This window comes from Actinoplanes cyaneus (assembly GCF_016862095.1).
GTDB classification, from domain to species: Bacteria; Actinomycetota; Actinomycetes; order Mycobacteriales; family Micromonosporaceae; genus Actinoplanes; species Actinoplanes cyaneus.
This window is the reverse complement of record NZ_BOMH01000013.1, coordinates 224242-240769: the sequence shown is the minus strand read 5'-3', so window position 1 is coordinate 240769 and position 16528 is coordinate 224242. Positions and strand designations below refer to the sequence as shown.

The following is a 16528-nucleotide window of genomic DNA, read 5'->3' as shown; positions in this document are numbered from 1 at the left end:
TAAATGGCCCAACCCGATGACATGCTCGACGACGAGGACTACCCCGCCTACACGATGGGCCGCGCCGCGGAGATCGTGGGCGCCTCGCAGGACTTCCTGCGCCGGCTCGACGAGGCGAAACTGATCACTCCGTACCGGTCCGCCGGAGGGCACCGCCGCTACTCGCGTTACCAGTTGCGCCTCGCCGCGCGTGCCCGGGAGATGGTCGACCACGGCACCGCGCTCGAAGCCGCCTGCCGGATCATCATTCTCGAGGACCAGCTCGAAGAAGCCCTGCGGCACAACCAGAACCAGGGGCAACAACAAGCCGCCTGATCCGTACGTCTCACGGTCCTTCTCCACCACGAGGGGGACCGTTGTCATAGCCGATCCCCTGGACCGCTGGGGACGCCGGACACGCTGTTCTCCGACCGGAGTCGCCGGGACGGCAGAGTCGGCCGACCACCCGAGACTCTCTCTACCGTGGCCGTGTTTCCGGCGCGCCGGCACCGGCCGCGTGCAGTAGAGCGTCGTGGACACGGGTGAGGACCGTGGCGGCGTCGGTGAGGTCGGCCACGGCTTGCGGCTGATCAGCCGGGCTCAGTGCCGCGGCGCGCAGAACGCTCTCCCGGGTGGCGCGGGCGTGCAGGGCAGCGGCGAGCAACTGGTTGACGACGTCTTGCCCGTCGCCGGTGGTGGCCGCTGGTGGTGGATGCATGGGTTGTCCTCGCTCGCAGCTCTGCTGCGTCCGAGCCGGGTGGCGCCACGACGCCGGTCAGTGGCGGAAGCTGCCCACCAGAGTGGTCAGGTCGCTGGCCAGGCGGGTCAGGTCACCGGCGGCCTGCTGGGTGGCTTTGGCCCCCTCGGCGGTGGCGTTCGCGACCTCGGCCACCCCGGACACGGTGCGGGCCACGTCGGCACTGCTGGACGCCGCTTCGGCCACCGAGCGGCTCATCTCCCCGGTGGTGGCGGTCTGTTCCTCGACCGCGGAGGCGATGGTGGTGGTGTAGTCGCCGATCTGCCCGATCACGTCGGTGATCTCCCCGATCGCGGTGGCGGCGGTGGCGCTGGAGGCCTGGATGTTGCCGATCCGGGCGGTGATCTCCTCGGTGGCCTTCGCGGTCTGCTGTGCCAGTTCCTTGACCTCGCCGGCGACCACCGCGAAGCCCTTGCCGAGCTCGCCGGCGCGGGCGGCCTCGATGGTCGCGTTCAGCGCCAGCAGGTTGGTCTGTTCCGCGATGCTGGTGATCAGCCGGACCACGTCGCCGATCTCGGCGCTAGCCGCACCCAGTGCGGCGACCTGATTGGTGGTGCGCTCGGCGACCACCATCCCGGTCTGCGACACCTCGGCCGCCCGGCCGGCATTCGACGCGATCTCGGTGATCGAAGCGCTCATCTGTTCCGCGCCGGCGGCGATCGACTGCACCCCGGCGTTGACCTCTTCGCTCGCCGACGTCGCGCTGGTGGCCCGTTCCGCGGCCTCCGCGGCGCCGACCTGCAGCTGGGTGCTGACCGCTGACAGTTCCTCCGAGGCGCTGGCCAGCGTCACCGCCGACCCGCCGATGGTGGTCACCGCCTGGCGCAGCACGGCGACGGCGGTATCCAGCGCGCGACCCATCTGCCCCGGCTCGTCCCGGGAGGTCAGCCCGGTGCTGCGGGTCAGGTCGTTGCGCGCCAGCGCGTCGCACACGGCCTTGACCTTGTGCAGGGACCGCACGATCGACTGGGCGACGAACCAGCCCAGCCCCAGAGCGAGCAGCAGCCCCACCACGAGCAGCACGATCGACTGGATCCGGCTGGAATCATAGGACGACTGCGCCGCCGCGGCATTACCGGCCGCGTCGGCGTCCTCGGCCGTGGTCAAGGCGGCGAGGTCCTTGTTGACCGCGCCGATGAGCGGCAGGACCTGGGTGTCGCGGGTCTTGGCCCACGCGGTCAGGTCATTGTTGTTGCCGGCCGGAATCTGCTTGGTTTCGAGCAGGTCGGCATAGGCCTGCCACTTCGTCGCCAAGTCGTCGATCACGGCGGGGTCACCCGCCGGATTACTCTGCCGATAGGCGGTCAGGCCAGCCTCGACTTCCTGCAGGCCGGCGGTGACCGCTTCGGTGAAGCGGGTCGTCGCGGCGGCATCCTGCGACAGAGCTTGATTCGCCGCGTCGGATCGCACCTGGGTCATCGCGCCGTCCACTACCCCGATGGCCTTGATGCTGGCCACGTTGCTGCGGTAGATCAGCTGAGCGGATCTGCTGGTATCACCCAGCGCGGACAGTCCCAGCACTCCCACCAACAACGCGACCAGCGCGGCCAGCCCCACCGCCATCAAGATCTTGATCTTGACACTCAGATCGGCGAACGACCGCCGACCAGGCGCCACCGGAACGGCATCAGCAGACGTACTCATACAGGTCTCCTCGGGACATGACGCGAGCGCCACGGCCTCTTGTCGACCGGCCGCTTCGTGCGGTCAGCCCTCTCACTCCCGATCGGCAACCATCGGCACCCGCTGAGCCCCGATGCAGCATCGCTTCGGCTTTTCCGCGCCGGCGGGCACTGCCGTTACTCGCGTCGAAGCCCCGTCTCGAGGCGACCGGCTGCGGTGGGGAACGGTCTGCGTCCGGGCAGGATCGTCCACCCGGCCGGACACGTGATCGTTCGCACGCCGTTCGGCGGTTACGAAGCCGTACGCGGATCAGGTCCTTCGCCGGTGATGGGCGTGCTGGCGCGGTGCGGGTCGGCGCCGGCGATGGTGTTCCGGGTGTCGCCGTGGCTGCCGTGCCAGTCGAGCACCAGCAGGCAGGCGTCGTCCGGTCCGGCGATCGCGAGGACCAGGTCGCCCAGCACGCGGACGACCTCACGGGCGTGCAGTTCGCTCACCTCCTGCAGCCGCGCGGGCAGGTCGAGGTCGGCCGCTTCTCGTTCCAGCATCCCGTCGGTGACCAACACCAGCCGGTCACCCGGTTGCAACACGATCTCGGCCGGCAGGTACGCACGGTGACGCAGCACCCCGAACGGCCGGTTGGCCGGAAGCGCCACAGGCTCGACCGTGCCGTCGCGGATCAGCAGCGGGAGCGGGTGCCCGGCGTTGACGACGTCGAGGACCCCGGTGCGCAGATCGAGACGGCCGAGCAGTCCGGTGGCGAACGTGGAGCCGCCCGGAGCGTTGTCGGCCAACGCCTGGTTCGCGCTTGCGCCTGGTCGAGCAGCGTGCCACCGCCGCGGCGGGTGTTGCGCAGGCTGCCCACGCACAGGGTCGCGGTCAGTGCGCTCTGGACGCCGTGACCCACGGCATCGGTGATGCTCAGATGCAGGTGGTCGCGGGCGAGACTGTAGTCGAAGGTGTCCCCGCCGATGCTGGCCGCCGGTTCCAGCCAGGCCGCCAGGGTGAACGAGTCGGCCTCGCAGGTGAACGACGACGGCAGCAGCCGCCGCTGGATCTCGGCGGCGAGCGTGAACGGCGTGGTGCGTTGTCCCCATTCGAACAGGTCGGTGTGCCGGCGGTTCGCGATGATGACGAAGGCCAGCGTGTGTGCCGTCCGCGACACCGCCGGCGCGGCGGGTCACCGCCGCCACGGCGTCGACCGGCGCGGCCTTTTCCACCTGGAGCAACACGTCGCTCAGATCCATACCGCTGGTCCCGCTGTCGATCACGCCACGCAGCATAGAGCCGACGCGCCGCCGGCCCTGCCGCCGACATGGCGTGGGGAGCCGTCCCGATGATTCACCCGCTCGGAGGACCGGTGACAGCCGAGCCGGGTCACGGCGGGGAATAGCCCAGGACCGCTGAGGTCCGGCACAGGTTCAGCAAGACGTCGAGGCATGATCCGGCCACGGTGATCCGCACCGGGCGGCGCTGTTCGGCGGCGACCCGGCCCACCGCGTGCAGAGCCCGCAGGCCGCTGAGGTCGCAGAAGTCGAGGGCGGCCAGGTCCAGCTCGACGTGCTGGTCCGGGCAGCCGTCGAGGATCTCCGACAGCCGCTCCTGGAACGCCGCCGCGGTACCGATGTCGAGCTCGCCGGTGACCACGACGCGGAGGGCACCGCCGGGCAGCCGGATTCCGGTGAGGGTCAGACGCTGATCGTGGTCGCTGCCGAATGCTGTGCTCATCGTCGTGGCTCTACGACGGTCATACCGCGGAGCGTAAATCCAGGCGCCGGCTCAGCAGCAGGCGGGTGCCGCCCGGGTCGGTGGTGATCTCCAGGCTGGTGCAGGCGCGCCGGATGAACTGCAACCCGGCCCAGCCCGAGCGATCGGGCGCGGTGCCGGTGTCGGTGCCGGTGTCAATGCCGGGCGGCGCGTCGAACGGTTCCGGCGTGGACATACCGGGGCCGTGGTCGCTGATCTCGCACCAGAGGCTCCCGTCGCGGCGCCACAGCAGCAGTTGACCGTGGCCTCCGCCGTGAACCACCGCGTTGACCACCGCCTCGTGCATCGCCAGCACGAACCGGTGGGCATGATCACCGCGTAACCCGTGCTGGATGGCGAGAGTGCCGATCTTCTGGCGGACCGGGCCCAGCAGCGCCGGCCCGAACCAGCAGGCCAGCAGTACGCCATCCGTACCGGTCGACGCCGTCGAAGACGTGACGCAACCGCTTGCCCCGGCCGCGTCGATGGGCTGGGCGCCGCGCCAGCCGGGGCCGAAGGTCTCGGTCAGGTGCAATTCGTGGCGTTCCAGGGTGAGCAGCTCCGCGGTCGCCGCGGTGAACGTCGCCGCCGCAAGGTGGTCGGCGCTGTTCAACGGCCCGGGCATGGCGCGGTACAGGTCCACGGCGCCGGCGTGCAGCGGCAACGCGAACACTGCTCGAACCCCGGCTTCCAGCGCGGCGCGGGTGAACCAGGGCCACCGCCGCCGCCACGACCCGGCCGCGAGATCGGCCACCAGCACCGGCTCGCGGGTCGCGGTCGCGTCCCGGCACGGGCCCTCGTCCAGGGTCAGCTGCGCGGACTCCAGCCGTGAGCTGGCAATGTCACTGAAGTGCCGGATCCGAGGGGTGGCCCCGGCCGGCCCGGCCGACAGCCCCATCCCGGCGATGCCCGTCATCAGGGCCGTGCTCGCTCGGCACAGGTCGGTGACGTCCGGACCGTAGGCGCTGACCAGATCCCACACCCGGGCCCGGTGCTCGCCACCAGGATTGCCCTGGCCGGCCGCTGTGTTCCTGGAAGCATGATCATCACCGGGCATGGCAGAAGCCTCGCGTCCGTGTCGTCACCACCGTGGCGACTTCGGACCCGGCATCACCAGCACCGGCATCCCACCGAGACAGGGAGCCCGCCTCACCGGCGGGATTGCATCAACGGTACCCCTGACGAACGACCGCAATCGTCCTCGACCATGACACCTGCCGGTCCCGCCCCGGGACAAGGCTGCTGTCAGGCTTCGAAGGTGTCGAGGTTCCGGCGCAGCTTGGCGAGGGCCTTGGTCAGCAGCCGGGAGACGTGCATCTGCGAGACCCCGATCTGCTCGGCGATCTGCTGCTGCGTGAGGTTGCCGTAGAAGCGCAGGCTGACGATCTTCTGCTCGCGTTCGTCGAGCGTGGCCATCGCCGGGCCGAGCGCGATGCGCGTCTCCGCCTCCTCGAAGGCGGTGTCCTCGCCGCCGAGGGTCTCCCCCAGCTCGGTGCCGCCCTCACTGATCGGCGTGGACAGACTGGTCGAGTTGTAGGCCCGGGCGCCCTCGAGGCCCTCGATGACCTCGTCCTCGCTGAGCTTCAGGTGCGCGGCGATGTCGGCGACCGTCGGGGCGCGGCCCAGGGTGTGGCTGAGGGTGTTGTTGGCGGCGGTGATGGCCAGCCGCAGCTCCTGCAGCCGGCGCGGGACCCGCACCGACCAGGTCTTGTCCCGGAAGTGCCGCTTCAGCTCGCCGACGATGGTCGGGATCGCGAACCCGGCGAAGTCGACGCCGCGGTCGGTCTCGAAACGGTCCACGGCCTTGATCAGGCCGACCACCGCGACCTGGTACAGGTCGTCGCGGGGCTCACCGCGGTTGGCGTAGCGGCGGGACAGGTGGCCGGCCAGGGGCAGCCACGCTTCGATCGCGCGGTCCCGCAGGCCGGCACGCGACGAGTGCCCGGCCGGGAGGGCCGCCATCGCCGTGATCAGCTCGCTGGCCAGATCCGTGCTGGTCTCAGCATCGGCAAGGACAGCGGTGTCAGCGGTGACGGTCATGCGGTAGCTCCTCAGGTCGGCCATGGCATCAGGGACAGCGACTCGATCAGCCGCCTCCCTGCCGGGCCACTATGTCCCCGCCTGTTCGTCACCGAAAACCATCCGTTCGGCTCGTAAACCTGACCGAAAGGTGGTTGTTGGACGGTTGGCTACCCCTCGACAGCCGCAGTGGAGTCGGAGGTCGATCCGGTGGCGTGCGCGGGCAGCTGCTGACGCAGCAGTACCCGAGTTCCGCCAGGGCCGCTGTCGATCAACAGGTCCGGGCAGATGCGGCGGATCAGCCACAGGCCCGCGTGCTCGACATCGCCCGGGCCGGGCGGCTCGATGCGGATGGTGAAACCATCGGGCAGGCCGGGACCGTCGTCGCTGATCTCGCACCACACGCCGCCGGCGTGGATCCACAACCACACGCGGCCGCCGCCGGCGTGCTCCTCCGCGTTGGCGGCAGCCTCGTGAACGGCGAGCAGGAAGCTGTCGACGGCCGAACCGGACAGGCCCGCGGTGGCCAAGCGCTGCCGGACCTGGGCCCGCAACGCCGGTAGTGAGTCCATCGTGACGCGGTGTGCCAGCAGCACCGTTCCCGAGCCGCTCGACCGGCCCGCCGCGGGCAGGCTGTCGACCACCTCCGCAGCCGCCGCCTGAAGACTGCGACCGGTACGCGCGGCGTGCCGGCGTAGCTCCGTCAACGCCACGTCGACGTCCACCGCCAGCAGCTCGGCCAGGACGCCGCGAGCCCGTTCGACGGCGACCCGACCGGTCAGCACCTGCTGCGCGTGAACGGCGAGCACCGTGCGGTACCCGGCGTCGCGCTGCACCAGCAGCCCGGCCGTCGCCACGTTCGCCACCGCCCGCGTCAGACGCAGTTGCTCGTCGGTGAAGGTGCCGGGTCGGTGCCGCAGCACACTCAACACGCCGACGACCTCACCTCGCACCCGCATCGGGACCGCCGACACGGACCGGAAACCAGCCTCGCGGGCGTCCTCAGCGAACACCTGCCACCGCGGGTCGGGTGCGCCCAGGTCAGGGTCGGCCATCGTCTGCCCGGTGGCGAAACACCAGCTGCCCGGCGCGGACACGGCTTCGAACAACCGCACGCCGGCGGTGAACTCCGGTGCCGCCGCGAGCAGACGCAGCTCGCCGCGGCCGTCGGCCACCAGAATCCCGGCCGCCTGCGCGTCCAGCAGTTGCACGCACCGCTCGGCCACCCCTTGCAGCAGGCCGTCGACCTCGAGGTCCGCGACCAACGTGTCGGACAACTCCACCAGGAAGTCCACCACCGTCTGATCGTCCGCTGCGCTCACCGGTACCCACCCGCCCTGTCACCTTCGTCGTCCAGGTTGTCGAACCGCATTCGTCGGGCCAGCACGTCAGCGGCCACCTCGTCGAGGTCACGGCTGCACGCATAAGCGTGTGCCCGCAGCCTGACCAGTGCTTCCTCCACCGTCACGCCCAACTGCACACTGATCATGCCGGTGGCCTGATGCACGGCTGCCCGTTGCAGCAGATGATCGCGGCCGGCATGGTATGCGGGACTCTGCGCCTCGGCGACCGCCACGGTCTCGGCCAGCAACAGCTGGGCGACCGCGTCCGCGAGAACAAGGGCGTCCGCCAGGACCGGGCCGGCCAGCGCGCCCTCGCCATCGCGGTACAGATCGATCGCTCCTATGCGGGCCCAGCCCGCACCCAGCGGCAAGGCGAACACCGCGCGGGCCCCCGCCTCCAGCGCCGCCGGGGCGAAAGCCGGCCACCGTTCGTGCCACACCGTCGCCCGCAAGTCCTCGGCCAGGACCGGGCCCGCCTGGGCGTACGCGTCCCGGCACGGGCCCTCCCCGAGCAGGAACTGCAACTGCTCCACCCGGGCGCTGACCGCGTCACTGGCATACCGGACATGCTGCATCTCCGGCGTCATCATCGTCACGCCGAGACCGCCGATCTCCGCGAGCCCGGTCAGCCCGGCGCTGCACAGGCTTTCCACGTCGGGCCCGTGCGCGGTCACCAGCCGCAGCACGTGCAACCGCCGATCGCGATCATCCACACCGATCACGGCCGACCCCGGAGGAGCGCATGCCTCGGCCCATCACAGGACCCTCCGAACCTGCCCCGGAACGACAGCCCGATTTCGGACCCAGTACCGACAACTCCTGGCATCCCACCGGACACGCCACCGGATCTGGCAAATCGGCCCCAGCGTACGCCCACAGGAGTGATCGACGCATAACGCACGGCTGTGGTAACCGATCGGACGACGAGGATGGCCCGCGCGCGGCCCACTGTCCCGTCGCGTCGATTCAGCCGGGTCCGTCTGGGTATGCAGGGATCAGCGGGGACTCCGGCCGGCGTGATCACGAGCCGGGGTGGCGCAGACGAGCTCCTGTCCCCCGCCACAGCCCGTGGGAGGACGTATTGCCGGCATCGCAGCAACCGCGGGCCCCGCATGACGTGCAGGGTCCGCTGGCAGCGGCTCTGGAGACTCTGGCCGGTACGCCCGACGACCAGCCCACCATCGACGAGCAGCTGAACACCGTGGCGCAACTGGCCGCCGACCGGGTCATCGGCATCGACTACGCCTCGATCACGGCGTTCCGCAACGACGCCTACGTCACCATGGCCGCCAGCAGCGAACTCGCCCTCGCTGTCGACGAAGCTCAGTACGCCGACGACGACGGCCCGTGCATGCAGTCGCTGCGGGACGCGGCCCCGGTGACCGTCAAGGACATCGCCGCGACGATGTCCTGGCCCGGTTTCCGTAAGGCGGCGGAGAACATGGGCCTGCACGCCTCCGTCTCCATCCCGTTGACCGCGGGCAGCGGCAAGACCATCGCGGTGCTCAATCTCTACGCCCGCGACGCCGACTCCGTGGCGCCGCTGATCGCCGGTCTGGCGATCATCTACGACCCGGCCCGGACGCGGCCCTACGAGGTTCCCGCCTCGGTCGCCGCCGGAGCCGACGAACTTCTCGCCGGCTGCGCCGCGGCGCTCAGCGTGCACGCGACCATTCAACGCGCCGTAGGCATCATCATGGCCCGGACGCGATGCGAGGCCGCCGACGCCTACGCGACCCTGCGCATCGAGGCCGCCGACGCGGGAGTCGCCCTGCCGTCCGCCGCCGCCGGAATCATCCAGCAGGCCGGCAACCGCGACTGAGTTCGACAAGGGCGGTACGAGATCGCCCGGCCGCGCCCTCAAGGTTCGTCGAGGAAGGCGAGGCCCTGCGTCTCGGCCCGCCACAGGATGGCGCACAGTTCCTCGGTGCCTCGGGCCAGGTGCCGGCGGTACGTGCTGAACGGCAGGCCGAGCCGTTCGGCGGCGGCCTCCTGGGTGAGGGCGCCGGTCAGATACGTCGCCTCCACCGCCCGCCGGTGCTTGGACCGGCGGACGTCGGTGCCGAGAACAGCTAGCGCCGCGCGCAGGATGTGCCGGAGGGCCGCTACCGCCTCCCCGCCCCGCTGCCGCACCATGCGGCTCCCGGCCAGGCGGCTGTCGGCGAGCAGATCCGCGCGGTGCCACGTACGTAACGCCTGCCGCACCGCGTCGTCGAAGTCCGCGCGCGTCCACGTGGTCACGGCGGCCCGCTCCGCGGACGGTTCCCGGTCGGCGAGCGCCTCCTTCACGTCCAGGCACAGAGCCTCGTACGCCTGCGGGTCCCGCCAGCGGAGCTCGGTGCGCACGACCATCCGCACGGTGTCACCGGGGCTCAGCCCGTGCGTGCGTACCGCCATGAAGGGCTGGTCCCGCAGCCAGGCGAACAGCTGCGCGGATTCCTCCTCGGCGACGACGGCGCGAAGCAGGTCCTCAGTGGTCATCGGGGCGAGGGCCGCCGCCTGCAACGCCCGCCGGTGGGCCCCGGACGGGATCTCGCCGATCAGCTCGTCGAAGGCCGCGACCGCGACCTCGCGTCGCAGGTCCTCCGCGGAGAGCCCGGCGCCGGCGGTGACCGCGTCCGCCGCCAGCCGCAGGGCCAGCGGATTGCCGCGCGCCGCTGACCGGACGTCGGCCCGGCACTCGTGCGGGATGCCGAGCGCGGCCAGGAGTTCGTCCGACTCGGTGTCGGTGAACGGTTCCAGCGCGATGACGCGCAGGACCGCTGCCCATCCGGGGTCGGCCCGCCAGCCCGGTGAGGGTGGCCGGCGGGACGCGACGACGAACATCGCGCCGGGCGCGTCGGCGGAGAGCAGGAATCCGCGCAGCCATCGTTCCCGCCGTTCGACGTGGTCGACGTCGTCGAGCAGGATCACGGCCCGTTCGGAACCACCGGTGACGATCCCGGCGTCGGCGTCCCCGGGCCTGAGCCGCAGGACCGAACGCCCCGCGTCCTCGGCCTCGTAGGCGACCCGCCGCAGCAGGGTCGACTTGCCGATGCCACCGGGCCCGCAGAGATAGAAGACCTCGGAGTCCTCGCCGGGGCGTTCCAGCGCGGCCCGCAACGTCGCGAGGTGATCGGCACGCCCGGCGAAGGACCGCTGCCGATGCAGGCGGATCCGCTGCTCCAGCCGCGAGCCAGGGGACGGCCCGGTCACCCCGTGACGCCGCGGAAGTGGCGTGGGCGCGGTGCCCGCGTGACCCGGCGGCGGTCCGCGACGGTCACGGCACGACCGCCCGGCCGGAGGCGCGGTGCCTGATTCTGGTGCGTCACTGGGTTCCCTGCTGTCGGTGGACCCGGGAACTCAACCAAGCCGGGGGGATCGACTGTCGGGCGAACGGTTGGCATCCGTCTGGCGCCCTGCTGAACAGCCGATCCCCTCGCCGGCGGCAGGGTCAGGACAGGTTCAGGCCGATCGTGTACTTGCCGCCGCCGTTCACGGCGGTCAGGTAGATCCGGTAGGCGTCGATCGGCCCGCTGTAGGTCAGCGTCTTGTCGGACCCGGCGCCCGGCGCGCTCGCCACGGGAACGTAGCCGAGCGGCGTCTGCGGCGTGGTCGGCGTGAGTCGGGTCAGCACCAGGGCGACGTCGGCGCCGTCCGGGCCGTCCAGGCAGATCTCCTGCCGGGTGCCGGGCGCTGTGGTGAAGAAGTACTGCCACGGCATGGCGGACTGCCCGGCGGTCAGCGTTCCGGTGCGCACGTACTGGTAGGAGCGGCAGTCGGGCGTCGCGGCGGCGGCCGGGCCGGCCGTCACGCCGAGACCGGCGACGAGCCCGGCGGCGGCAGCGAGCGAAGCGAGATCACGTCGGCGCATCAGGGGAAACTCCTCGTTCGATCGATGGTGGACACGGTCAGGGGACAGCCGCCTGCTCAGTCGCCCGATCCTCCGTCGCCTCCGTCCCCGCCGCCGTCGCCCAGCCAGGGGTCGGACCCGCCGTCACCGCGGTAGGGACCCCGGTAGAAGCGGCTGCGCCGGAGGAGGAAGACGGTGCCGAAACCGAGGACGGCCAATGCCAGGAAACACATCACAGGCTTATTCCTCGCCGTTCCACCGAACCATGTGATCAATGATGAGAACCGCTCCTGTCCATCCGGAAGGTCATCGACCGCCCAAAAGCCGCCCATTTCCGGCCGGACCGCCGGACAGGGATCGAGCAGAGATCGAACAGGAATCGGGCAGTACGGACCACGGCGCGGTCACCGGCGAGCCGTATTGCCGAGGTGACGTTTCTGCAGGTCATTGGCATTTACCGCGTTGTCGCACACCGGCATGGGCACGTAGCATCGGTGACCGCAGCGACGACCGGCCCACGATCCGAGCGGGGAAGAGTCCGATGGCTGAGCACGACCATGATCACCACGAGCACGATCACCACCACGAGCACGGCTCCGGGTGGCGGCACCGGATCGGGCATCTGCTCACCCCGCACTCGCACGACTCGGCCGACAAGGTCGACTCCGCGCTGGAGTCCTCCCGGGAGGGCCTGCGAGCGCTGTGGATCTCCCTCACCGTGCTCGGCGTCACGGCGCTGCTGCAGGCCGCGATCGTCGTGTTCTCCGGCTCCGTGGCCCTGCTGGGCGACACCCTGCACAACGTCGCCGACGCGCTCACCGCCGTACCCCTGGGAATCGCCTTTCTGCTCGGCCGGCGGGCCGCGACCAGGGCGTACACCTACGGTTTCGGCCGTGCCGAAGACCTCGCCGGCATCGCCATCGTCATGGTCGTCGCCGGCTCCGCGATCGCCTCGGCCTGGTTCGCGGCCGACCGGCTGGTGAACCCGCGCACCATGACGCACCTGCCGTGGGTGTTCGCGGCCGGCGTGATCGGGTTCATCGGCAACGAGCTGGTCGCCCGTTACCGGATCACGGTCGGCCGGCGGATCGGCTCGGCCGCCCTGGTCGCCGACGGCCTGCACGCCCGCACCGACGGGTTCACCTCCCTCGCCGTGGTGCTCGCCGCCGGTGGCGCCGCGCTCGGCTGGGGCTGGGCGGACCCGGTCGTCGGCCTGGTCATCACGGTGGCCATCGCCCTCGTGCTCAAGGACGCCGCCCGCGAGGTCTACCACCGGCTGATGGACCGGGTCGACCCCGAGCTGGTCGACCGGGCCGAGAGCCAGTTGCGGGCCGTTCCCGGCGTCCGCGACGTCTCCGGGCTGCGACTGCGCTGGATCGGGCACCGGATGCACGCCGAGGCTGCCATCGTCGTCGACGCCCGGCTCAGCCTGCTCGCCGCGCACGAGATCGCCGCCGACGCCGAGCACCAGCTCACCCACCAGGTGCCCCGGCTGACCGGCGCCACCGTGCACGTCGACCCGGACAGCCACCCCGGCGACGGCCACCACACCGGGCTGTCCCACGAACGGCGTGACCGGCTCGCCGCCAACGCCGGCTGATCGGAGGACCACCGCGACCCCGCGCCCGCACCGCCGGCCCGCGCCCGGCGGGGTGACGGGTACCGTCGATGGGCCGGCGACCTCACCGGCAGGGCCCCGGCGGTGGGCGGCGAGACAGTTGATTACAGCGGCAGTTACGCTGGGTCATCAGCAGACCGAGGAATGTGGTTGCAAGATGGTCAATGCGCAGGAGTTCGCCCGGCGGCTGAGCAGCCTAGGAGCCAAGGAGTTCACTCTCGACGACGTGGTCGACCTGGCCACCGACGCCGATGTCCGCATCAGTCCTGACCTGGAGATCGACGAGTCGGTGGCGCAGCGCCTGCTGGACCGCGTCTCGCCGGCGGTGCCGGTCACCGGGGCGGAGATCGTGGCGTCGCAGTGGCCTCCGCCGGTGTCGGGCCGCCCGGCCGCACCACCGGCGGTCTTCTCCAGCCCGGGTGCCGTCGACGGCCCGGCTGAGCAGCCGGGCCGCAACCGCGGGTCCGGGCCGGCGCGCACCGGACGGCGGCCGGACCCTCGACGAGGTGGCCGGTGATCGCGGAGCGGCCGGGACGGGCGCTCGCCCGGGCCGGCCGCCGGCTCCGCGGAGCCGGCGGCGCCACCGCTCAGTCCCCTTCGCGCGGATCGTCGTAACCCTCGTCGGCCCGTTCGCGGCGCAGGTGCGCCTCGGCGCGGACGGCCTGCACGCCGCCCTCGGCGGCCAGCCCGGCGTACATGGCTTTCACCTTCTCGAACGGCTGACCCGGCGGCAGCAGCGGAACAGCGGGATCGACGACCGCGTCGATGACCACCGGGCGGTCCGCGGTCAGGGCGGCCTCCCAGGCGCCGGCCATCTCCGCGGCGGACGTGACCCGCACCCCGCGCAGCCCGAGCAGGTCGGCGTATCCGGCGTACGGCACCTCCGGCAGCTCCTGGGAGGCGCCGAAACGCGGCTCGCCCTCCGTCTCCCGCTGCTCCCAGCTCACCTCGGCCAGGTCCCGGTTGTTCAGCACGCACACCACGAACCGCGGGTCGGCCCAGTCGCGCCAGCGGGCCGCGACCGTCACCAGTTCCGCCAGGCCGGTCATCTGCATGGCGCCGTCACCGGTCAGCACGACGACGGGCCGCTGCGGGGTGGACTCCTTCGCGGCGATGCCGTACGGGATGCCGCAGCCCATCGACGCCAGGGTGCTGGACAGGTGCGCCGGCACCCCTCGGGGCAGGCGCAGGTGCCGGGCATACCAGTAGACGACCGATCCGACGTCCACGGCGACCCGCGCGTCCGCCGGCAGGTGTCCGTTCAGCGACCGGACCACGTGTTGCGGATTCATCGGTTCGGCGGCGGCCCCGGCACGGGCCTGCGCGATCTCCCGCCACTTCCGGACCGAGCTCTCGACCCGGTCACGCCAGGCCCGGTCACGCCGGGTCGCGACCATGCCCAGCAGCGCCCGCACCGTCTCGGCGGCGTCGCCGAGCAGGGGCACCTCGACCGGATACCGGACGCCGAGCTGCCGGCCGTCGACGTCGATCTGCACCGCGCGGGCCTGCCCGGGAGCCGGATAGAACTCCGTCCACGGGTCGTTGGTGCCGATCAGCAGCAGCGTGTCGCAGTCACGCATCAGCTCGGCGCTGGCCGTGGTGCCCAGATGACCCATCACCCCGGTGTGGAACGGCAGGTCCTCGTCCAGCACGGGTTTGCCCAGCAGGGAGGTGGTGATCCCGGCACCGAGGCGTTCGGCCAGCTCGACGACCTCGTCCGCCGCGCCGTACGCGCCCTGCCCCACCATGATCGCGACCCGTTCACCGGCGTCGAGCAGCGCGGCCGCCTCGCGCAGATCGTCCTCGTACGGGATCAGTCGGGCCGGGCGCAGCCCGGGGCTGGTCATCATCACGCCGTGCCGATGCGTGCCGGGATCCGGGGCCGGGGCGTTCTGCACGTCGTGCGGAAGGATCACGCATGTCGGGCTCCGCGTCGCCAGCGCCGTCCGGAACGCCCGGTCGATCAGCATCGGCAGTTGCTCCGGCGTGTGCGCCACCTGGACGAACTGCGCGCACACGTCGCCGAAGAGCCGCACCAGGTCGATCTCCTGCTGGTAGGCGCTGCCCAGCACCGTCGACGCCTGCTGCCCGACGACGGCCACCACCGGCTTGCCGTCGAGTTTCGCGTCGTAGAGGCCGTTGAGCAGATGGACGGCGCCGGGCCCCTGGGTGGACACGCAGACCCCGGGCCCGCCGGTGTACTTGGCGTGACCGACGGCCATGAACGCCGCCGCCTCCTCGTGCCGGGCCTGCACGAACGCCGGCTTGCCGGCCCGTCGCAACGCGCCCATGACACCGTCGATCCCGTCGCCGGAATAGCCGAAGACCCGGTCGACGCCCCACGCGGACAAGCGCTCCACCACCAGATCCGACACCGTTCGGTCAGCCATGCCCCTGTCCCCTCCTCGATCCGATGGGCTCTGGCTACCCGCGCCGGCGCGAGCTGAACGTCGGACGACGACCGCAAGCACACCTCGATTGAGACGGCGGGAAGTGGGGATGCTGCGACCCATGACCTTCAGCGACGAGCCGGCCGGGACCCTCGAGACGGTCGCGACCTTCGACGGTCCCATGCCCACCGGCGTCACGGTTTCCCACAGCGGCCGCATCTTCGTCAACTTCCCGAAATGGGGTGACGACGTGCCCGCCACCGTCACCGAACTGCGCGACGGCCGGCCCGTGCCCTTCCCGGACCAGCGGTGGAACAGCCCCGGCGGCAACGACGACGAGCGGGCCTTCGTCTCGGTGCAGAGTGTCGTCGTCGACCCCGCCGACCGGCTCTGGGTCCTCGACACCGGCTCGCCGATGTTCCAGCCGACCAGTCCGGGCGGGCCCAAGCTGGTCTGCGTCGACCTGGACACCGACACCGTGGTCCGCACGATCGTGTTCCCGCCCGAGGTGGCACTGCCCACGACGTACCTCAATGACGTGCGTTTCGATCTGCGCCGTGGCAGCGAGGGCATGGCGTTCATCACCGACTCCTCCGACCAGGGGCCGAACGGGATCATCGTCGTCGACCTGGGCACCGGCGAGTCCTGGCGCCGCCTGCACGAACACCCGTCGACCAAGGCCGAGCCGCTGACCGCCTTCCGGCCCGTGGTGGAGGGCCGCTACTTCCTGGAACGCCCCGCCGACGGCGACCCGCAGCCGGTGACGATGGGCTCCGACGGCATCGCGATCGGTCATGACGGGCAGCGCCTGTACTACTGCCCGCTGGCCTCCCGGCGGCTCCACAGCGTCTCCGTCGACGCCCTCTGCGACCGCGCGCTCGACGACGCCGCGGTCGCCGCCACCGTGATCGACGAAGGTGACAAGGGCAGCGGCTCGGACGGCTTGGAGACCGACGACGCCGGCAACCTCTACCTGACCGCGTACGAGCAGAACGCCGTCCTGCTGCGCCGGCCCGACGGCACCTACGAGACGCTGGTGCACGATCCGCGGCTGCTGTGGCCGGACACCATGTCGGTCGCGGCCGACGGGTACCTGTACGTCACCGCCAACCAGCTGCATCGGCAGGCCACCTACCAGCACGGCAAGGATCTGCGGCACAAGCCGTACGCGCTGTTCCGGACCCGGATCGACGCCGGCCCGGTCCGGCTGCGCCGGTAGCGACC

The 16528-nt window shown here is 71.4% G+C and carries 17 protein-coding genes; 5 read left to right on the top strand and 12 right to left on the bottom strand.

Going from position 1 to position 16528, the window contains the following annotated elements:
- The first annotated feature begins 3 nt into the window (after positions 1-3).
- Positions 4-315 carry a helix-turn-helix domain-containing protein gene (locus tag Acy02nite_RS08530; RefSeq protein ID WP_203739295.1) on the top strand — a complete coding sequence of 104 codons (312 nt, stop codon included), beginning with the start codon at positions 4-6 and terminating at the stop codon, positions 313-315.
- Positions 316-457: 142 nt separating this feature from the next.
- Here the strand turns inward: Acy02nite_RS08530 and Acy02nite_RS08525 are convergent, their stop codons facing one another.
- From Acy02nite_RS08525 to Acy02nite_RS08490, 9 genes are all read right to left on the bottom strand, one after another.
- On the bottom strand, positions 458-697 hold the full coding sequence (locus Acy02nite_RS08525; protein ID WP_203739278.1) for a hypothetical protein: 240 nt from the start codon (positions 695-697) through the stop codon (positions 458-460).
- Positions 698-754: 57 nt separating this feature from the next.
- On the bottom strand, positions 755-2380 hold the full coding sequence (locus Acy02nite_RS08520; protein ID WP_203739277.1) for a methyl-accepting chemotaxis protein: 1626 nt from the start codon (positions 2378-2380) through the stop codon (positions 755-757).
- 269 nt (positions 2381-2649) lie between these two features.
- Entirely contained in the window at positions 2650-3150 is a 501-nt protein-coding gene (locus Acy02nite_RS46405; RefSeq protein ID WP_239174460.1) for a PP2C family protein-serine/threonine phosphatase, read from the bottom strand.
- On the bottom strand, positions 3036-3521 hold the full coding sequence (locus tag Acy02nite_RS46400; RefSeq protein ID WP_239174457.1) for a PP2C family protein-serine/threonine phosphatase: 486 nt from the start codon (positions 3519-3521) through the stop codon (positions 3036-3038). Before Acy02nite_RS46400 ends, Acy02nite_RS46405 begins: the two co-directional genes overlap by 115 nt.
- A gap of 212 nt (positions 3522-3733) precedes the next feature.
- Positions 3734-4084 (bottom strand): STAS domain-containing protein, encoded by a 351-nt coding sequence (locus tag Acy02nite_RS08510; protein WP_203739276.1) that lies wholly within the window; start codon positions 4082-4084, stop codon positions 3734-3736.
- A gap of 19 nt (positions 4085-4103) precedes the next feature.
- On the bottom strand, positions 4104-5159 hold the full coding sequence (locus Acy02nite_RS46395) for an ATP-binding protein (protein ID WP_239174455.1): 1056 nt from the start codon (positions 5157-5159) through the stop codon (positions 4104-4106).
- Between the two features lie 188 nt (positions 5160-5347).
- The gene (locus tag Acy02nite_RS08500) at positions 5348-6142 is read right to left on the bottom strand and encodes an RNA polymerase sigma factor SigF (protein ID WP_203739275.1); all 795 of its coding nucleotides are present in this window, start codon (positions 6140-6142) and stop codon (positions 5348-5350) included.
- A gap of 149 nt (positions 6143-6291) precedes the next feature.
- A complete protein-coding gene (locus tag Acy02nite_RS08495; RefSeq protein WP_203739274.1) occupies positions 6292-7443 on the bottom strand; it encodes a GAF domain-containing protein in 1152 nt (383 codons plus the stop codon).
- On the bottom strand, positions 7440-8177 hold the full coding sequence (locus Acy02nite_RS08490) for a GAF and ANTAR domain-containing protein (RefSeq protein ID WP_203739273.1): 738 nt from the start codon (positions 8175-8177) through the stop codon (positions 7440-7442). Before Acy02nite_RS08490 ends, Acy02nite_RS08495 begins: the two co-directional genes overlap by 4 nt.
- A gap of 368 nt (positions 8178-8545) precedes the next feature.
- On the opposite strand from Acy02nite_RS08490, the gene Acy02nite_RS08485 reads away from it, so the two are divergent.
- On the top strand, positions 8546-9286 hold the full coding sequence (locus Acy02nite_RS08485; RefSeq protein WP_203739272.1) for a GAF and ANTAR domain-containing protein: 741 nt from the start codon (positions 8546-8548) through the stop codon (positions 9284-9286).
- 38 nt (positions 9287-9324) lie between these two features.
- Here Acy02nite_RS08485 and Acy02nite_RS08480 read toward each other — a convergent pair whose 3' ends face one another.
- Both Acy02nite_RS08480 and Acy02nite_RS08475 read right to left on the bottom strand, forming a co-directional pair.
- On the bottom strand, positions 9325-10659 hold the full coding sequence (locus Acy02nite_RS08480) for a P-loop NTPase (protein ID WP_203739271.1): 1335 nt from the start codon (positions 10657-10659) through the stop codon (positions 9325-9327).
- Positions 10660-10897: 238 nt separating this feature from the next.
- A complete protein-coding gene (locus Acy02nite_RS08475) occupies positions 10898-11317 on the bottom strand; it encodes a hypothetical protein (protein WP_203739270.1) in 420 nt (139 codons plus the stop codon).
- A gap of 520 nt (positions 11318-11837) precedes the next feature.
- On the opposite strand from Acy02nite_RS08475, the gene Acy02nite_RS08470 reads away from it, so the two are divergent.
- Both Acy02nite_RS08470 and Acy02nite_RS08465 read left to right on the top strand, forming a co-directional pair.
- On the top strand, positions 11838-12896 hold the full coding sequence (locus tag Acy02nite_RS08470; protein WP_203739269.1) for a cation diffusion facilitator family transporter: 1059 nt from the start codon (positions 11838-11840) through the stop codon (positions 12894-12896).
- 175 nt (positions 12897-13071) lie between these two features.
- The gene (locus tag Acy02nite_RS08465) at positions 13072-13431 is read left to right on the top strand and encodes a hypothetical protein (protein ID WP_203739268.1); all 360 of its coding nucleotides are present in this window, start codon (positions 13072-13074) and stop codon (positions 13429-13431) included.
- Between the two features lie 70 nt (positions 13432-13501).
- On the opposite strand, the gene Acy02nite_RS08460 is transcribed toward Acy02nite_RS08465, so the two are convergent.
- The gene (locus Acy02nite_RS08460; RefSeq protein WP_203739267.1) at positions 13502-15304 is read right to left on the bottom strand and encodes a thiamine pyrophosphate-requiring protein; all 1803 of its coding nucleotides are present in this window, start codon (positions 15302-15304) and stop codon (positions 13502-13504) included.
- A gap of 121 nt (positions 15305-15425) precedes the next feature.
- Between Acy02nite_RS08460 and Acy02nite_RS08455 the strand changes: the two genes are divergently transcribed.
- Positions 15426-16523, top strand: a complete 1098-nt coding sequence (locus tag Acy02nite_RS08455; RefSeq protein WP_239174452.1) for an L-dopachrome tautomerase-related protein — start codon at positions 15426-15428, stop codon at positions 16521-16523.
- The last annotated feature ends 5 nt before the right edge of the window (positions 16524-16528 follow it).

What these genes read in the sequence shown, in the direction of transcription:
- Acy02nite_RS08465 (WP_203739268.1), top strand. Translation starts at nt 13,072, where the DNA reads ATGGTCAATGCGCAGGAGTTCGCCCGGCGGCTGAGCAGCCTAGGAGCC.
- Acy02nite_RS08520 (WP_203739277.1), bottom strand. Translation starts at nt 2,380, where the DNA reads ATGAGTACGTCTGCTGATGCCGTTCCGGTGGCGCCTGGTCGGCGGTCG.
- Acy02nite_RS08500 (WP_203739275.1), bottom strand. Translation starts at nt 6,142, where the DNA reads ATGACCGTCACCGCTGACACCGCTGTCCTTGCCGATGCTGAGACCAGC.
- Acy02nite_RS08510 (WP_203739276.1), bottom strand. Translation starts at nt 4,084, where the DNA reads ATGAGCACAGCATTCGGCAGCGACCACGATCAGCGTCTGACCCTCACC.
- Acy02nite_RS08460 (WP_203739267.1), bottom strand. Translation starts at nt 15,304, where the DNA reads ATGGCTGACCGAACGGTGTCGGATCTGGTGGTGGAGCGCTTGTCCGCG.
- Acy02nite_RS08525 (WP_203739278.1), bottom strand. Translation starts at nt 697, where the DNA reads ATGCATCCACCACCAGCGGCCACCACCGGCGACGGGCAAGACGTCGTC.
- Acy02nite_RS08530 (WP_203739295.1), top strand. Translation starts at nt 4, where the DNA reads ATGGCCCAACCCGATGACATGCTCGACGACGAGGACTACCCCGCCTAC.
- Acy02nite_RS08475 (WP_203739270.1), bottom strand. Translation starts at nt 11,317, where the DNA reads ATGCGCCGACGTGATCTCGCTTCGCTCGCTGCCGCCGCCGGGCTCGTC.
- Acy02nite_RS08455 (WP_239174452.1), top strand. Translation starts at nt 15,426, where the DNA reads ATGACCTTCAGCGACGAGCCGGCCGGGACCCTCGAGACGGTCGCGACC.
- Acy02nite_RS08470 (WP_203739269.1), top strand. Translation starts at nt 11,838, where the DNA reads ATGGCTGAGCACGACCATGATCACCACGAGCACGATCACCACCACGAG.
- Acy02nite_RS46395 (WP_239174455.1), bottom strand. Translation starts at nt 5,159, where the DNA reads ATGCCCGGTGATGATCATGCTTCCAGGAACACAGCGGCCGGCCAGGGC.